14 protein-coding genes and 3 pseudogenes are annotated in these 17,527 nt (G+C 35.4%); 3 read left to right on the forward strand and 14 right to left on the reverse strand.

Annotated elements, in window-relative coordinates; all coding sequences use genetic code 11:
* The first annotated feature begins 225 nt into the window (after window positions 1–225).
* A complete protein-coding gene (locus ACYFX0_RS01335; protein ID WP_460269708.1) occupies window positions 226–1,110 on the forward strand; it encodes a DMT family transporter in 885 nt (294 codons plus the stop codon).
* Between the two features lie 17 nt (window positions 1,111–1,127).
* On the opposite strand, the pseudogene ACYFX0_RS01340 reads toward ACYFX0_RS01335, so the two are convergent.
* Window positions 1,128–1,815 (reverse strand): annotated as a pseudogene (locus ACYFX0_RS01340) (hypothetical protein).
* 19 nt (window positions 1,816–1,834) lie between these two features.
* Window positions 1,835–2,656 carry a pentapeptide repeat-containing protein gene (locus tag ACYFX0_RS01345; protein ID WP_106082310.1) on the reverse strand — a complete coding sequence of 274 codons (822 nt, stop codon included), beginning with the start codon at window positions 2,654–2,656 and terminating at the stop codon, window positions 1,835–1,837.
* 195 nt (window positions 2,657–2,851) lie between these two features.
* Here ACYFX0_RS01345 and ACYFX0_RS01350 point away from each other — a divergent pair, with 195 nt between their 5' ends.
* Window positions 2,852–3,028 carry a DUF1272 domain-containing protein gene (locus tag ACYFX0_RS01350; protein WP_001207874.1) on the forward strand — a complete coding sequence of 59 codons (177 nt, stop codon included), beginning with the start codon at window positions 2,852–2,854 and terminating at the stop codon, window positions 3,026–3,028.
* 66 nt (window positions 3,029–3,094) lie between these two features.
* Here the strand turns inward: ACYFX0_RS01350 and ACYFX0_RS01355 are convergent, their stop codons facing one another.
* From ACYFX0_RS01355 to ACYFX0_RS01390, 8 genes are all read right to left on the reverse strand, one after another.
* Window positions 3,095–4,156, reverse strand: a complete 1,062-nt coding sequence (locus ACYFX0_RS01355) for a lactonase family protein (protein ID WP_000654322.1) — start codon at window positions 4,154–4,156, stop codon at window positions 3,095–3,097.
* A 126-nt stretch (window positions 4,157–4,282) separates the two neighbouring features.
* Window positions 4,283–5,806, reverse strand: a complete 1,524-nt coding sequence (gene gntK / locus ACYFX0_RS01360; protein WP_142398806.1) for a gluconokinase — start codon at window positions 5,804–5,806, stop codon at window positions 4,283–4,285.
* Window positions 5,807–6,133: 327 nt separating this feature from the next.
* Entirely contained in the window at window positions 6,134–6,802 is a 669-nt protein-coding gene (gene fsa / locus ACYFX0_RS01365) for a fructose-6-phosphate aldolase (RefSeq protein ID WP_106082311.1), read from the reverse strand.
* A 109-nt stretch (window positions 6,803–6,911) separates the two neighbouring features.
* Window positions 6,912–7,805 carry a phosphogluconate dehydrogenase (NAD(+)-dependent, decarboxylating) gene (gene gnd / locus ACYFX0_RS01370; RefSeq protein WP_001195926.1) on the reverse strand — a complete coding sequence of 298 codons (894 nt, stop codon included), beginning with the start codon at window positions 7,803–7,805 and terminating at the stop codon, window positions 6,912–6,914.
* Window positions 7,806–7,917: 112 nt separating this feature from the next.
* Window positions 7,918–9,912 (reverse strand): transketolase, encoded by a 1,995-nt coding sequence (tkt, locus tag ACYFX0_RS01375; protein WP_460269712.1) that lies wholly within the window; start codon window positions 9,910–9,912, stop codon window positions 7,918–7,920.
* A gap of 39 nt (window positions 9,913–9,951) precedes the next feature.
* Window positions 9,952–11,436: a glucose-6-phosphate dehydrogenase gene (gene zwf / locus ACYFX0_RS01380; RefSeq protein ID WP_000445329.1), complete on the reverse strand. Its 1,485-nt coding sequence runs from the start codon at window positions 11,434–11,436 to the stop codon at window positions 9,952–9,954.
* 422 nt (window positions 11,437–11,858) lie between these two features.
* Window positions 11,859–12,374, reverse strand: coding sequence for a heme-degrading domain-containing protein (locus ACYFX0_RS01385; RefSeq protein WP_127726080.1), 516 nt, complete (start codon window positions 12,372–12,374; stop codon window positions 11,859–11,861).
* Window positions 12,375–12,871: 497 nt separating this feature from the next.
* On the reverse strand, window positions 12,872–13,243 hold the full coding sequence (locus tag ACYFX0_RS01390) for a DUF1304 domain-containing protein (RefSeq protein WP_000402472.1): 372 nt from the start codon (window positions 13,241–13,243) through the stop codon (window positions 12,872–12,874).
* 487 nt (window positions 13,244–13,730) lie between these two features.
* Between ACYFX0_RS01390 and ACYFX0_RS01395 the strand changes: the two are divergent.
* A pseudogene (locus ACYFX0_RS01395) lies at window positions 13,731–13,859 on the forward strand (VOC family protein); the annotation flags it as partial.
* A gap of 165 nt (window positions 13,860–14,024) precedes the next feature.
* Here ACYFX0_RS01395 and ACYFX0_RS01400 read toward each other — a convergent pair.
* From ACYFX0_RS01400 to saiR, 4 genes and pseudogenes are all read right to left on the reverse strand, one after another.
* A complete protein-coding gene (locus ACYFX0_RS01400; protein WP_001014174.1) occupies window positions 14,025–15,344 on the reverse strand; it encodes an aromatic amino acid transport family protein in 1,320 nt (439 codons plus the stop codon).
* A gap of 957 nt (window positions 15,345–16,301) precedes the next feature.
* Window positions 16,302–16,439 (reverse strand): annotated as a pseudogene (locus ACYFX0_RS01405) (DUF3888 domain-containing protein); the annotation flags it as partial.
* 7 nt (window positions 16,440–16,446) lie between these two features.
* A complete protein-coding gene (locus ACYFX0_RS01410; protein ID WP_000987461.1) occupies window positions 16,447–16,782 on the reverse strand; it encodes an IDEAL domain-containing protein in 336 nt (111 codons plus the stop codon).
* Window positions 16,783–16,906: 124 nt separating this feature from the next.
* A complete protein-coding gene (gene saiR, locus ACYFX0_RS01415; protein ID WP_001083466.1) occupies window positions 16,907–17,320 on the reverse strand; it encodes an Rrf2-family transcriptional regulator SaiR in 414 nt (137 codons plus the stop codon).
* Window positions 17,321–17,527: the final 207 nt, after the last annotated feature.

Here is a 17,527-nt window from a genome sequence, read left to right on the forward strand (position 1 = left end):
CCGTTCTATTTCTAAAAAAATAACCCAGTACAATAAACTGAAAATTAAGTTATAATATCATTATAAAATATGAAGGAGGAATGCACTCATGTACTACAACACTTCATTCGAAAACGATCAACCTGTAGGCCGTCTATAAACTAAGACGGGCATTCATTTAGCACATACACTACGCCTCGTCTTAGGGAACTCATATTACCCTAAAAATAGACGGAGGTACTTTACATGAAACAAACAATTTTAGGAGCTATATATTTATCACTAGCAGCAAGTATATGGGGTGGTATGTATGTTGTTAGCAAATACATACTCGATTTTATCCCACCACTGACACTCGTTTGGTTACGCTTTATTATCGCTTTTGTTGTTTTGTATTTCATTTTGAAAATAGCTGAGAAAAAGCAAAAGAAAAAAGCAACCATTCGCAAAAAAGATTGGCTATTATTCGCTTGGATTGGATTTATCGGCTATTTCATTTCAATCACATGCCAATTTATCGGAACAAAATTATCCGACGCTCATACAGGCTCGTTAGTTACATCAGCTACACCTGCATTTATGGTTATATTTGCAGCGCTCATTTTGAAAGAAAAACTAACTGCTCGTAGACTTTTATCTACTGTAATAGCGACAATCGGTGTCATTATCGTAATCGGATGGGATATTGAAATCGGCTCCTATTTTATCGGAACAATCATTTTAGTTGGAGCCGCTATTACGTGGGCTTTACTATCTATTTATGTAAAAATCGCTTCAATCCAATTTTCATCCTTAGTTATTACAACGTACGCAATTTTCTTTTCACTCTTTTTTATTACACCTTTTATGATATGGGAGCTACAAGCGGCCTCTATCGGAACAGTAAATACGTACGTAATATTAGGCGTATTATACTTAGGAATCGTCTCAACAGCAGGTGCCTTTTTCCTTTGGAATAAAGGATTAGAATTACTGGATGCAAGCATCGGTTCCTTATTTTTCTTCTTCCAACCTATCGTTGGATCGTTACTTGGTTGGTTGCTCTTAAATGAAACATTAAATAGTAACTTTTTCATTGGTGGTATTCTCATTATATGTAGCGTTTTAATTACTACTTTTGAAAAGAAATAAAAAGCAGGCAGAGATTCTTAGTCTCTGCCTGTTCGTATAATTGGATCTTGGTCGTGAAAACCAATACAAATCGGTATATTACTTTGCACTTCACTACGTACACTTATAAAACTACACAGCGTTTTAGCAATTAAATATAAAGTTATACCGATTGCTTTTTCACTTGTGTCAAAGCCATTTTCATTATACATATCCGCTAATTCTACAGACCCCGGCCCCTCAATATTATATGTCCATTCAGAAGCCCAATTATCGTCCTCTTCTTCCATTGAAACATATTCCTCACAAATATAAAGTGAAACTTTAATCAGTGGGGGCGTTCTTCATCCCCACTGATTATTAGTTGAACCAATCGGGCTTTTACGGGCAGTTGACCTCCCACGTAACTTCTTTGCTTTCGCTGAATTTTGAGGTGGGGGTCTTACTGCCCGTTAATGCGGGATAAAACTGACTATTCCACTCGTTATCAAGATCATACTCAAAATAAATCGCCTTTGCTTCTTCATTAGTAGCCATTTCTACAGCTGCATCCAAACCTACTCGAATACTTTCCTTATATGACTCTAAATCAATTGCTTTAATTCGTTCTGCATATTCTGTAGACGCCAACATGCAACAAATATCATAATACTTCGCTTCTATTTGCTCTACTGCTAACGAAAAGACATCCTCTTGCATCTCTTCTAAATACTGAAATATATCCACACTAAATACTCCTCACTCTTTACGCACTCCAATGCGATGGACGAGACAATAATTTCGGTAATTTCGTATGTTTGTCCCCTCTAGCCGCATTAACTTGAACTTGCGTCAGGAAAATACTATTTGTAAAATCAGTCCCGCGAATATCTGCATCTCGTAAATCTGCTCCGATGAGATCTGCCCCTCGTAAGTCTGCTCCATTTAAGTTTGCCGCAATTAAATATGCTCCTCTTAAATTTGCACCTTGTAAATCTTTCTTTTTCAGATTTGCTCCCATAAGGTCTGCACCGCGGTGTATGATTCGTTTCTTACGCGCAGTATTCATTTCCTTCCATACTAATTCGCTCGTTTCTAAAAGAAGAATGTTTACCTCTGCCCTATGCACTGGAACATTTATTTTCATTAACTCATCTGGATTTAAATTCGAAAGTCGCTCTGTCTCCTCAATTGCGGTCTTCAGCTCTTTATGAATTGGCTGTGTTGCCTTTAAAAGAATCGCTTCATTCAAATACCAAAGCATTTCATGAAGTTGATGCATAACTGGAAAAGCATCATACATTTTTCTCGCATGCTTAGCATCTTTCCGCCAATCAACCCCGTTAAATGTAACTTGAGAAATCTTCTGCCCAGCGCCGAAACATTCAAATACTGTACAACCTTTATAACCTTTTCCTCTAAGATTTTTATGTATACTACATCTAAAATCTGATTGTAAGTTGGAACATGGTTTACCACCATCTTTATTCACTGCAAAATCTACCGATGCTGCGAACGGTAATGCAACGCAACATAGACCGAAGCATTTTTCGCAGTTTGCTTTTAAATGATCATTATGATTAGTCAAAATCTATACCCCCTGTTGTCTTTTGACTATTTCATAATATTCCAACTGTAATAAATAATCAATTTTAAAATAAACCGGCATCTTTCGTTTCAATTCATAACTTTATCATTCGATTTCCTTTCAATTGAAAAGGACTATTTTTATTTAATGAATTATAATTAAATTATAAATTTTCTAACTAAAAGGAGACTTATTATGGCACTACAAATGAAAACAAACTGTCAAATTTGCGATCAATCGCTCGAACAAGATTCTGAAGCATACATTTGTGTATATGAATGTACATTTTGCGCACCATGTACAGAAGAAAGACACAACGTTTGTCCAAACTGCGGCGGCGAATTAGTACGTAGACCGAAAAAGAAACAATAAAAAGCAAAGCGATATCGCTTTGCTTTTTATTGTTTTCTGAGTATATGAAATTATATCGAACACAACTTAAACATTTAAAAACTTCACACAAACAGGCTCTGGCACAGCAACATCAGATTGTAAAAGTGTTAACTTTCCTGTAGATTCATCTCTTGAAAATAGCACAAGATTATGTGACTTTTCATTTGTAGCAACAAGAAACTTTTCAGTGGGATCTAATACAAAGTCCCTCGGCCAATTTCCTTCTGTAGATGTATGTTCAACAAATGTAAGCTGACCTGAATTTTGATCTACGCTATAAATAGCGATACTATTATGACCACGATTACCTGCATATACAAAACGGCCGTCAGAAGAAATATGGATAGCACTTCCTTGACTATTTTCATCAAAGTGTTCTGGAAGAGTAGAAATATACTGTACTTCTGTAAAGGATCCTTCTTCCGAGTTATATGTTAGCGCAATAACCTCTGAACTAAGCTCCGTCATTACATAAGCGTATTTTCCATTTGGATGAAAAGTAATGTGTCTTGGACCACTCCCTGGATTTACAGATAAACTATTCACTTCTGTTAATGTACTATCTTTTATTTCATACGTAATTAACTTATCAATTCCTAAATCAACACCTATCACATATTTTTCATCAGGAGTATATCCCGCGTAATGTGCATGTGGTTTTTCTTGTCTTTCTTTATTTGGACCTGAACCTTCATGCGCCATAATAGATGAAGCAGGATTTACAGTTCCATTTTCTTCATTTATTTCAAAAGACTCAATCGTTCCTTTATGGTAATTTGCTGTAACTACCGTATGATTCCCACTATCAACGCTCACATGACAAGGAGAAGCCCCTTCTACTACTTGTCTGTTTTCTGCCTTTAACTCTCCAGTTTTACTATCAATTGAATAGGCAGCTACACCACCAGATTCTCCTTCCTTAACAACGGAATAGAGATACTCATTATTTCGGTTAATCGTTACATATGTAGGGTTATCCAGCTTAGCGGCAAGTGTTACATTACTAATTTTTTTTGCTTCTGTGTCTAAAGTAATCTTATATATTCCTTCACTATTTTCTTTTGTGTAAGTTCCAACATATCCAATAAACTCTTTGTTATCCTTCATTTTTATAACCCTCTCTCCCTATATTTTTCGTTCATCATACTTCTTAAAATATTTTATGTTGAAAGAGTATCCTAAAAAATCGGAGTACCTCTTTATACGTTACCATATTTTCTTGATAAATAGCTTTTAAACCCACTTTTTTTGGTACGCTGCTATACTTTCATATTCTTCTTCCAATTGACGAGACAGACGAATATAGATTGGTGTTAAATCTTTATATTTTTCCACACTTTCCATGTTTGGCCCATGATGAAAATCTGCCCCTACCATTTCAGAAACTACGCATAATGTATCTATTTCACCTAAACTATATAAACCGAGGATTGCAGCACCTAAGCAAGAGCTTTCGAAACTTTCAGGAACATATACGTCTTGATGGAAAATATCTGCCATCATCTGTCTCCAAAGTTCCGATCTTGCAAAACCGCCTGTCGCTTGAATTTTTTTTGGTTCGCCAATTAGCTCTTTTAAAGCGAGAAGAACGGTATATAAATTATAAATTACTCCTTCTAAAACAGCACGGATAAGATGTTCTTTCTTATGATGCAATCCGAGTCCAAAGAAAGATCCCCGTGCATTTGCATTCCATAAAGGAGCTCTTTCCCCTGCTAAATACGGATGAAATAATAAACCGTCAGATCCAGGATTCACATTTGCTGCTATTTCAGTAAGTACTTCATATGGATCTTTTCCTAAACGCTTCGCAAGTTCAATCTCTGAAGTGCCCAATTGGTCACGAGCCCATCTGAAAATCATACCACCGTTATTAACTGGACCACCGATTACCCAATGGTCTTCAGTTAACGCATAACAAAAAATTCTACCTTTTGGATCTGTTACAGGACGATTTGTTACAGCACGTATCGCACCGCTTGTACCAATTGTAACAGCCACAACGCCAGGGTCTATTGCATTTACACCTAAATTAGATAGTACTCCATCACTCGCTCCTACTACAAAAGGCGTAGAAACAAGTACATTCATCCCTTTGGCAAGCTCTTCATCTAATCCTGTTAAACTGTGCGTTGTTGGAACAAGTTTAGAAAGCTTGTCATCTGTAATTCCCGCAACATGTAGAGCCTCTTCATCCCATTTTAAAGATTTCAAATTAAACATCCCTGTCGCTGATGCTATAGAATAATCAATTACATATTCTTTATATAACTTGTAGAAAACATATTCTTTAATAGAAATGAATTTATAACTTCTTGCGAACAATTCTACCCGCTCATTCTGTAACCAAACTAATTTCGAAAGTGGTGACATCGGATGAATAGGTGTCCCAGTACGTAAATAAATTTCATGACCATTCATATCATTCTTTATTTTCTCCGCCCAGCTTGCACTTCTATTATCTGCCCACGTGATACATTTCGTTAACGGATTTCCATCTTCGTCTACAGCGATAACGCTATGCATTGCCGAACTGAAAGAAACACAGAGAATATCAACCGCTTGTATATTACTTGATTGCACAACTTCTTTAATCGTATGTATCACCGCTTGAAAGATTTCTTCTGGATCTTGTTCTGCTATTTCAGGCGTAGGAGAATATAAAGGATATTCAATTCCATGACTTGCAATAACAGATCCATCAATTGAAAACAAAACCGATTTTGTACTAGTTGTCCCAATATCTACACCGATCATATATTTCGATCTCACTATGTAACCCCTTTCAGAATATCCCATTAAAAAAGAACACTCTCAATTCTTTACTAATTATGTATACATACTTGGGAGTACCATGGTTTATACGAAAAAAGACTCTCCCTTATGAGAATTACGTGCTAACTAACTTTACTCTCATAAGGGGGCCTTTTCATATCTATTGTACTAATTTGAAAATGAATCGTTTCTGTATGATATTGCTGTTTTCACGTAATAAGGTGTCAAAATCAAGATTAAGTTTATAGGATGAAGTCACATAGAGATTGACCCTCTCGTAAAAAAGCAATTAGTGAACATTTCACTTCATTATAATTTAGGCGCTTTCGCCCAATCCGCAGCAAACTTTTCAATACCTTGATCTGTTAATGGATGCATAGCAAGTTGTTCAATTACTTTATAAGGAATTGTTGCAATGTGAGCGCCTGCCATCGCTACACGAGTTACGTGATCTGGGTGTCTAACAGAAGCTGCAATGATTTGTGTATCTAATTGATGAACATCGAATAATTCAGCAATTTTAGCAACTAATAATACGCCATCTTCAGAAATATCATCTAAACGCCCTAAAAATGGAGAAACGTACGTTGCACCTGCTCGAGCAGCTAAAAGTGCTTGGTTCACAGTGAAAATAAGTGTAACGTTCGTTTTCACACCTTTTTCAGTAAGGTAGCGACAAGCTTCTAATCCTGCTAGCGTCATTGGAAGTTTTATCGTGACATTTTTATCGCCACCGTTAATTTTAATTAATTCTTCTGCTTGAGCAATCATTTCTTCTGCCGTAACAGCATCCGGAGTTACCTCTGCCGATACAGACTCAACTTTAGGTACTGTCTGACAAATTTCTGCGATACGGTCTTCAAACTTAACGCCCTCTTTTGCTACTAAAGAAGGATTCGTTGTAACACCAGCTAAAACTCCAAGTTTATATGCTTTTTTTATGTCCTCAAGATTTGCAGTATCAATAAAAAATTTCATGATCAATTCCCTCCAGTTTTTATACGTTGATGAGTTACATGTTTAATATGATTATCCCGTAAAAGCCCGATTGGTGTGGGATGAAGCCCCCACTGATTAAAGTTTCACTTTATTTCTTTTCTACTGCATGTCCGCCAAATTCATTGCGCAGAGCTGCTACAACTTTTCCTGTAAATGTATCATTGTCTAATGAGCGGTAGCGCATTAATAGAGACATCGCAATAACAGGAGTTGCTGTTTGAAGGTCTAATGCTGTTTCTACTGTCCATTTCCCTTCACCAGAAGAATGCATAACGCCTTTAATTTCATCCAGTTTTGCATCTTTAGAAAATGCATTTTCAGTTAATTCCATTAACCAAGAGCGGATTACTGAACCGTTGTTCCATACTCTTGATACTTTTTCATAATCGTAGTCAAATTCACTTTTTTCTAAAACCTCAAATCCTTCACCAATAGCAGCCATCATACCGTATTCAATTCCGTTGTGAATCATTTTTAAAAAGTGACCACTACCAGCTTTTCCAGCATATAAGTACCCATTTTCTACAGCTGTATCGCGGAAGATAGGTTCAACGATGTCCCAAGCTTCTTGATCTCCTCCGATCATGTAACAAGCACCATTGCGAGCGCCTTCCATTCCACCAGAAGTTCCTGCATCCATAAAGTGAATGCCATCTTTCTTTAATTGCTCATATCGGCGGATAGACTCTTTATAATGTGAATTACCAGCTTCAATTAAAATATCTCCTTTTGATAAAAGTGGTGTAACCTCATCAATAACAGAATCAACAACAGCGTGTGGTACCATTACCCAAAGAATTCTTGGTGATTGTAATGACTGAACAAGTTCACTTAAACTAGATGTACCTGTTGCCCCGTACTCTTTCATTTCTTCTACTGCGCTCGTATTTAAATCAAATGCTACTACTTCATGTTTATGATCCATTAAATTTTTCCCTAAATTTAATCCCATTTTACCTAACCCAATTAATCCTACTTGCATAATATAATTCCTCCTCAAATCATCTTTTATTAAAAATCCATATCACTACAATCTGGAATACCTTTCAGCACTGAAATGTTAATATGTACAGAAAGGTATTCACAGTCATAGCTTAAGAATTCAACACATTTTTTGTAATTTGAACAACATTTTCTGTCGTAAATCCAAATAGATTCATGACTTCAGCTCCAGTTCCTGAAGCTCCAAATGTTTCAATTGATAGCACTTTTCCTTCTTGTCCTACATAACGCTCCCAGCCGAGAGAGACACCCATCTCAAGAGATACTCGTTTCTTTACAGAAGACGGAAGAACCGATTCTTTATATTCTTTCGATTGGTGATCGAATAGCTCCCAGCTTGGCATTGCAACGATGCGAACAGAAACTTGATCTTCTTCTAATTTTGCTTTCGCACTAGCAGCTAAAGAAACTTCAGAACCTGTCGCAATTAAAATTACATCCGGATTTTCATTTGTTTGTGTTAATACGTAAGCTCCTTTAGAGAGATTCTCTATGTTCGCTTTCGTTTCATTAAACACCGGTAAATTTTGACGGCTCAGTACTAAAACGACTGGACCATCCGTTTGCTGTAAAGCATACGCCCAAGCACTTGCTGTTTCATTTGCATCTGACGGACGGATAACTGTTAGACCAGGAATTGCTCGAAGCGCTGCCAATTGTTCAATTGGTTCATGCGTTGGACCATCTTCTCCTACAGCAATCGAATCATGTGTAAATACGTAAGTAACAGGTAACTTTTGCAGTGTAGCCAGTCGAATCGATGGACGAAGGTAATCATTAAATACAAAGAATGTACTTACGAAAGGTTTTACTCCTCCATGGAGAGCCAGTCCATTCGCTGCCGCGCCCATTGCATGTTCACGTACACCGAAGTATATATTTCGTCCAGCATATGATTCTACTGCATATACTGCTTCACCTTTTATATCTGTCATCGTAGAATGAGAAAGATCCGCACTTCCACCGAAAATAGAAGGAATCGATTTCACATAATGATTAATAGCTTCCCCACTTGCAACACGAGTGGAAATTGTTTTTTCAGTATCAAAAGATAGAATGTCTTTCGCTTCAATTAAAACCTCACCTGTAATCGCTTTTTCTAATTCATCTGCTAGTGCAGGGTTTGACTCTCTGTATACGTTAAATTGCTCATTCCATTCGTTCTCTTTTTCAATACCTTTTTGTTTCAGTTCATTAAAATGAGCTGTTACTTCTTCAGGCACAAAGAAGTCTTCCTCATAGTGCCAACCATACACTTGTTTTGTCGCTGTCGCTTCTTCTACTCCAAGCGGATTACCATGTGCTTTATTCGTTCCAGCAACTTTTGGACTTCCATAACCTATAATGGTTCTAATTTCTATAAGAGTAGGTTGATCCGTATTTTCTTTCGCTAATGTAATGGCTTTTGTAATAGCATCGACATCGGTTCCATCTTCAACTCTTACATATTGCCAATGTACAGATTCTGCCCTTTTCTGAATATCTTCAGAGAAAGCAATGCCTAATTCACCATCAAGTGAAATTTCATTTGAATCATACAGTACAATTAACTTGCCAAGTTTCATATGTCCTGCCATTGACATCGCTTCATAAGCGACACCCTCCATTAAGTCACCATCTCCGACTAAAGCATACGTATTGTGATCTATAATAGAGTGACCATCCTTATTAAACTTCGCTGCTAAATGAGCTTCTGCCATTGCCATTCCGACAGCATTAGCAATCCCTTGTCCTAACGGGCCTGTAGTCGCTTCAACTCCAGGAGTATGACCAAACTCAGGATGTCCTGGTGTTTTACTATTTAACTTTCTGAAGTTTTTCAAGTCATCAATTGAAACGTCATATCCAGCTAAATGAAGTAGGCTATATAACAGACTAGATCCATGTCCTGCCGATAAAACGAAACGATCACGGTTAAACCATTCTGGGTGATTAGGATTGTAATTTAAATGATTCGCCCATAATGCATAAGCCATTGGTGCTGCTCCCATCGGAAGACCTGGATGACCTGAGTTTGCCGCATTAATAGCATCAATCGATAACGTACGAAGTGTATTCACTGCTAATTGATTTATGTTTTGTGCCATAGTAATCGTCCCCCTAAATGCTTTCATGAAAGAAAGTACTTATTTTTCCGTCTCTTGATCTAACCACCATTTAAATCCACTTTCTTGCAACAGTTCATTAGACGCTTCTGGACCATATGAACCAGACTCATATTCATGAAGCGGTAATAAGTTTTCCTCGAACGCTTCAAGAATTGGTTGTACCCATTCCCATGACAATTCAACTTCTCTCCAATGTGCAAAGAATGTAGCGTCTCCACTCACCGCATCATGAATGAGTCTTTCATACGCTTCAGGTACTCCCACATCCACTTGCTCGCAAGTAAAGTTAATACGCATCGGTTCAATCTCTCCATTTTTCAATGGATTTTTACTATTTAACTGTAATGAAACATTCTCACCTGGGCTAATTTCAATTATTAATAAGTTAGGTGCTGCATTTGGATTATTATCTTGATATTGCTGTTTTAACGTATTTTTAAACTCGATTACAATACGAGTGGACTTTTCTTTCATTCGTTTTCCTGTTCGTATATAAAATGGAACGCCAGTCCAAAATGGATTATCGATCCACAAACGAGCAGCAACAAATGTGTCTATGTTAGAAGAAGGATTTACTCCTGGCTCCTCTTTATACGCTACAACTTGCCCGCCTTTTATCTCTCCTGAAGAGTATTGACCGCGAATGATATGGCTTTGAACGTCTTCTTTTTTCACTTTACGAAGCGTCTCCATTACTTTTCGTTTTTCCTCTCGAATTTCACACGCATTAACCTTTTCCGGCAGATTCATAGCAGTCATCATTAATATTTGTAACATATGATTTTGAACCATATCTCGAATGGCTCCTGCATGATCATAATATCCGGCTCTTTCTTCAACCCCAACTGTTTCACTAGCTGTAATTTGTACATTTGCTATATGTTCTTTGTTCCAAATCGATTGGAGAACAGGATTTGCAAATTCTAGTGCTTCAAGGTTTTGAATCATCGGTTTACCTAAATAGTGATCAATACGGTATATCTCGTCTTCTTCAAACGTGCGACTAAGCTTATCATTAAGCTCACGAGCAGATGTAAGGTCGTGCCCAAACGGTTTCTCAATCATCAGGCGTTTCCATCCATCTGTTTTATCAAGTCCGCTTTCCTTAATATTTAAAGCAATGGTCTCGAAAAATTCAGGAGCAACTGAAAGATAGAACATTCTATTACCTTTTATATGTAGTTCCTCTTCCCTTTCACGAACGACTTGTAATAACCTCTCATAGTCTTCCGGTTTACTCACATCTAATGGACAATAGCGAAAATTATCTAAAAAACCTTCGAGTTCCGGAGTACCTTCTTCCCTCTGACGAGAAAACGTCTCTATTGATTCTTTTATTCTTTTTTGAAAATCTATATGAGACACTTCACGTCTTCCAAGCCCGATAACAGATATTTGCTTTGGAAGCTTTTGATCTCTATATAAGTTATATAGCGCGGGGTAAATTTTGCGTTTTGCTAAGTCCCCTGTCGCTCCAAATAAAACAAAGGTCATTGATTCCAAGTTCAGTCCCCCTCGTGATGTATAGTCATTGTCACTATAGTAAAAATGCATTGTACAGAAGCTACTATCATTGTTGATTCACTCTTGCTTCTTAACTTCAAATTTTTTATATTTGTCGCTTTCTCATTGTCCCCAATATTAATAGTGGCAATTCAAAGCATTTTTACCACATACTACTTAATTACTATAACTTATATAAAATAATTTAATTATTAAAAGTAATTAAGTTATTTTATATCTATCATATTAACTACATAAATTATCATCGTCAAGAAAAGTGTCTCGGATTAAAGATTCTTCATTCCCTAATATCTTTTAGTACTCATGTATTTATTAGAAAAAGATTAGATCTATGTTCATTACATGAAATGAATAATAAAAAGGCCAAAATGAACATATTCTTGTTCGTTTTGGCCTTTTTATTATTGCTTCAGATGATTCTTAACTGCTCTTATAACCAATTCGTGATCTTCTTCTGGTGGTAATCCCGAAACTGTTATCATTCCAATAACCCCTACGTCTTTTATTCTGATAGGAAAGCAGCCACCAAACGCAGCATATTCCGAAGTATCTAAAAGATATTTTTCATTATATGAGATTCCAGTTATTTCACTTTGTATCTGCATATAATACGAGCTATGATCATGCAGAGAAACGACTCGTTTTTTACGCTCAATCCATTTCGTATTTTCCTCATTTGTCCCTGTCATTTTGAAATGAAACAATTGCACACCGTTTTTCGTTATATCAACAGCAATCAATTTCCCCTCTTTCTTCGCTGTTTCAATGATAAATAAACCTAGTTGCAGTGCATCTTCATTTGTAAAAGAGGAAAATTGAAGTGTTTCCTCCTCTATTAAAATTCGTTTACTTATTTCATTCAAATTTGAAGTACTCATATCTTTAACCTCCATAATTGTTTTATGCCACACCGACATTTTTTCGAAATTATTAGGCCATATAGTACAACCTTTCAATCAATCTGATTCTAAATAAACTACTGTAACATCTTTGGTGACTAGTACCGTAAAGCTTGTTTTCTTCTTACTGGTGCTATTATGAATGATATTCAAAGTTATAAAAAGTACTATTCTAGTTACCCTTATCTTACAGAGACTATTATGAAATATATTTAACATCTTAAAAATGTATGTACTAAAGAATAATATTTTTAATCACTAGCTTTTTTGATCAATCATTATAATCCAATTTCATCAAAATTTTTATCAATTATTACACTATCCAACAATAGGAGGAAACAAAGATGGATGAAAATATATCCAAAAGCTGAAAAGCAGTTGAATCCCTTGAAGGAATAGTTGTAATTCACTACATATAGAAATAGACATACAAAAACGCTATCCTTTCCTATAATTCTAAAGAAAGAATAGCGTATTTTTTCAAAAATGAGTTCTTTTATTGAGAAACTTTGATTCTATATCATACATAAAAGAGCAACTAGTGCTAAAACAGCTGGAAGTCCTTGTTTCACAATAATTGATTTATTAGATGTGAAACCTCCGAAAATAGCTGCTATCACCACACAAATCACGAAAAATAATTGGACCATATAACCAATTGGATTGAGCCCAAGTACAAGTCCCCAAATGAGACCAGCCGCTAAAAATCCATTATATAAACCTTGGTTTGCAAACATAATGGCTACGTTTCGATCTCCTTCTAAATGCTTCGGTAATTTGAAAGCACGTTTCGCTACTTTTGAATCAATAAAAAACATTTCAAGGATCATGATAAACAAATGTTCTAATGCTACGATCCCGACTAAAATAGCTGCGATTATTTCCACACTATTCTGCCCCCTACACTCTCTATTCTTTAATATTCTCTACATTTTTTTGTATCTGTAATAGAACATGAATAAGTATTTTGCGTTCTTCTCCACTGATATTTACGAACATTTCCTTCATAAAATGTTCCTTTTCTTTCTTGTCAAAATATTAATTGATGCATCAATTATTGATACATCAATTAATATACATCTCTCTTTTTATTTTTGCAAGTTTTTTTGCTCAATTGGTTTTATTTTGTTCCAGCAACTTTAAACCAATTCAAAACATCAGTTCGTATTTCTAGAAATCATAATTACTTTAAGTTCATTCTGACAATCATATTTAACTAAATATATAAAAGAATTGAGTTATATCTCCATCAATTTATAAAAATTAATTTTTTCTAAAAACAGATACTTTACGTTTTTTATAGTAATAAAAATCATTTTTTGTTTCAGAGGCAATCCATTTTGTTAGCTTGATGGGCATAGGATAGCACCATATGACGAACCAATTATCTTTCAAGAAGACGGCTAGAAATCTGGATTTGGTACAGGAGTTGCCTACTTCCCCGATCCAGATGGTACTAATTTAGAGCTAATTGCTCCAAAAGGGCCATTCAGACATGAATAGTTAAAATAAATTAATACCGAAACAAGCCACCTTCTGCCTGGAAGGTGGCTTGTTTGTCGGCAAGTTGATAGAATGACTAAAAAAGGACAAACTCTCCAATGTGAGAAGTTTGTCCAAAAAGTTTTTCATGTTAACTATTTTTACACTAATACCAATAATAGTGAATTAGAATAATGACTTAATACTTGCTAAGACAGTAAGTACACCTACAATAATAACAAATACGTTGCTCATTTTCCCTTTGTATTTAGCTAGTACTGGCACTTTTTGAATCGCATACATCGGTAATAGACATAAGATAGCAGCAACTAAAGGACCGCTTAGAGAATCAATAAGTCCAAGAATACTTGGATTTGTATAAGCAACAAACCAACATGATAATACAACAAAAGTAAGGACGATTGTCTTAATTGTTTTTTCTTCAATATCTTTTCCACGTGATTTACCGAACTTAATAATCATGTCACGCATTACTTCAAATGCTCCGATATAATGGCCAAGGAAAGACTTTGTAATAGCCACAAAAGCAATAATTGGAGCTGCAATCGTGATTACAGGTGAATTAAGTTCATTCGCAAGATATGAAAGGATTGATAAGTTTTGCTCTTTTGCCATTTTTAAATCCTCTGGAGTTAAGCTCAGTGCACTACTCCAAACGAAGAACATAACTACAACGAATGTCATGATATAACAAACCTTTTGTATTTGCGCACATTTAGCATCAGTGGCTTCGATTCCATACGTAGCTCTCTGTTTCACAACAAATGATGAAATCATAGGTGAATGATTAAATGAGAATACGATGATTGGTAGAATCAACAGTATCGTTCCCAAATATCCTGTTCCTGTTGAAGCAGTAGAAACAGCTGAAAAGCTAAGCATTGACGTATTCCACTGTGGAATTAAAGATATTGCGATAAACAGTAGAGAAGCTATGAAAGGATACACTAGCATACTCATGATCTTTACAGTGATATCTTGACCAAAATTCAGTATAGCGATAAGACCAAGAACTAATACAAGTGATAAAATAGCCCTTGGAGGCTCTGGCATGTGCAATTGATGCACGATAAAACTACTTGCAGTATTTGTAAGCGCAACCGAATACATTAGTACGATTGTATAAATTGAACTGAAATATACGATGTTAAAAATGATACTCGCTTTATTTCCGAAATACTCTCTAATTGTACCTGTGATCCCCTCATCAGCAGAATTAGAAGCGTATATCATTTTAGCAAGCGCCCTATGTGAGTAGTACATAACTGGATATGCAAGTAATGTAATTAGTAGTAAAGATAATAAACCACCTGAACCTGCATTAATCGGTAAAAAGAGCACCCCTGCTCCAATTGCAGTTCCAAATAGACTGAGTGCCCATGTAGTATCCTGCTTATGCCACTTTTTCGGATCTGCATATTGCTCATTTTTTAGTGCGGTATTTTCAGCTTGAACTTCTATTTTCTTTGCAGTATTCCCGTTCATATAATAACTCCCCCTTGTATCTATTCCTACATCTCTCTTTACACCTAACAAATATTCCCTTTTCGGAAAATGAATTCCTTACAAGTTGCCCCACTTTGTATGTCCTTCATCATAATGAATCCAAATTGAAACATTCGCTAGTTAGCGTCCTAATATAATTGTTAGCGTTCACAAAAAAGTTTACTCGTAATATCCGCTCTTTATATAAAGACCTCTTAAGAGAACAATATAGAATAGACTTCATAAATACGTTGCAACATTTCTAATAACAGTGTATTACTTTAATGGTTTCTCTTTTTTTACTTTTAACAGTAATTTTAGCTAAACCGGCCTCTCTTCATTTGCGAGGCATTTCTTTCTCAATTCTATACATTACCTTCATAACTTCGGTAGCACTGATGATATTGCTTACACAAGCCACTGAAGCACATTACATACATTTCGCCTCTAATCACACACCTTTCTTACTAATAATCGCATTTTTTATATTTTCTCCAGAGATAATAAAATTTCTCTCGACGCCCTCATTATAACGTGTATATTTATAAAATTAATATTTTTATATTTTCAGAAATATTAAAGCGGAATAATTTTATATGGATAATATTTTACAGTTAGCATGTAGCCATTGTTTTTATCGCTTAAAGCTGAATTAGTTAGTAAAAAATACAATAATACATTGTTTTTCTAGGTGACTTATTATAAAGATACTTATATCCCCTTTTATCAAAAAATTTTATTTTAAACATAAAAGATATTCTAATAAATAATTAATGTAGGTAAAAAGAAAAAAATCCCAAAATACAAAAACCAAATTTTAGGATATATATTATTAATATTGAATTCATATACAATTTAAAAAGCTACACTGAGCAAAAAACAAAAAAGCTGCCCCATATGGACAGCTCATTTACATAATTATCGTTATCAGGAATACACAAACAAATCACTTCAATATCATCTTAATTGTAGTTTGTTCGGCTCTTCTTCAGGGATATCTCTATGTTTGTAATGAATCGTTTTTACATCATTTCCTTTTATGCGAAAAGTAATTATGTCCTCTCCATAAGGCGGATTGTGTGCATCCTCAAAAGTTTAAATTTTAAAATCCCTCATTAACTAGCTCTTTTATCGAGTTTAATTTTGAAGAAAGCTCGATAAACCATTCTTCATCCCCTGTTAATAATGCAAGATCTATAAGATAAAGGATTTGTTCCTTATTTATTACCTTTGATTCAGGAAGTTTGTTAACGTGTTTACTAAAGAGTAAAATCGCTTCGTTTATTGTGTACTTGCCGTCACGTTTCACAATACTAACTGTAACTATATCCTCTACATCATCAAGTGATACAATATAACCAACTATTAATTCACCTTCATTTGATATTCCACGAACCCAATCTCCTACTTTTAAAACATGATTATTATTTGACATCATACCGTTTCACCTTCTTATAAATATTTTTTGTGACGATAAAAAAGATATAAAAACAAATTATACTGTAATATTTTTCATTACATTTAAGTATTAAGAACTCACGGCTATATAATAATTAAGCCGCTTAACGCTCTTGATTGATAAGTTCAACAACTTCTTTCATTGTATAATTCTTTAAGTATTCACCTAGATGCTCTTCAGCACCTAAGAAAATAGCGAAAAGAACTTTTCGCATGTTCGAACCTACAACACACTGATTGTTTGATTCTGGACACTTCGGCTGCAAAGCACCTTCAGAGGTTATCTGATAAATATGCCAAAGATTAATTTCATCTAAATCGCGAGCGAAAATAAAACCGCCACCAGTCCCCTCTTTCGATTGTATAAACTTATGTTTTTTTAACAAACTTAGTACTTTGCGAATGCGTACTGGGTGAACACCTGCACTTTCTGAAATAGCATTACTTGTTGACATCCGGTCTGGCTGTAAAGCTAAATAAGTTAAACTGTGTATGGCCAAGGTAAAGTCGCTGTTCATTGTTTTCCTCCTACAATCAAAAATATTGTTTCTCATATATTAACATACTGTAGCCGTCAACTACCCCTACTGAGATAAAGCCTTTCAGTGGGGCTTGAGTTTGAATGCTAGGTCTTTTCTGTCTATTACTAGACAGTTGACGCTCTAGCGTTCATGCCACCTTATGGTAACACCCCAAGTATGTTTTTGGTTGGTACTGACAACGAA

The organism is Bacillus sp. NEAU-Y102 (genome assembly GCF_054788175.1).

Bases quoted from the DNA above. Each gene is read 5' to 3' on its own strand.
- ACYFX0_RS01335 (WP_460269708.1), top strand. From the start codon at position 226: ATGAAACAAACAATTTTAGGAGCTATATATTTATCACTAGCAGCAAGT.
- ACYFX0_RS01350 (WP_001207874.1), top strand. From the start codon at position 2,852: ATGGCACTACAAATGAAAACAAACTGTCAAATTTGCGATCAATCGCTC.
- ACYFX0_RS01355 (WP_000654322.1), bottom strand. From the start codon at position 4,156: ATGAAGGATAACAAAGAGTTTATTGGATATGTTGGAACTTACACAAAA.
- gntK (WP_142398806.1), bottom strand. From the start codon at position 5,806: ATGATCGGTGTAGATATTGGGACAACTAGTACAAAATCGGTTTTGTTT.
- fsa (WP_106082311.1), bottom strand. From the start codon at position 6,802: ATGAAATTTTTTATTGATACTGCAAATCTTGAGGACATAAAAAAAGCA.
- gnd (WP_001195926.1), bottom strand. From the start codon at position 7,805: ATGCAAGTAGGATTAATTGGGTTAGGTAAAATGGGATTAAATTTAGGG.
- tkt (WP_460269712.1), bottom strand. From the start codon at position 9,912: ATGGCACAAAACATAAATCAATTAGCAGTGAATACACTTCGTACGTTA.
- ACYFX0_RS01385 (WP_127726080.1), bottom strand. From the start codon at position 12,374: ATGTCGGTGTGGCATAAAACAATTATGGAGGTTAAAGATATGAGTACT.
- ACYFX0_RS01400 (WP_001014174.1), bottom strand. From the start codon at position 15,344: ATGAACGGGAATACTGCAAAGAAAATAGAAGTTCAAGCTGAAAATACC.
- ACYFX0_RS01410 (WP_000987461.1), bottom strand. From the start codon at position 16,782: ATGATGTCAAATAATAATCATGTTTTAAAAGTAGGAGATTGGGTTCGT.
- saiR (WP_001083466.1), bottom strand. From the start codon at position 17,320: ATGAACAGCGACTTTACCTTGGCCATACACAGTTTAACTTATTTAGCT.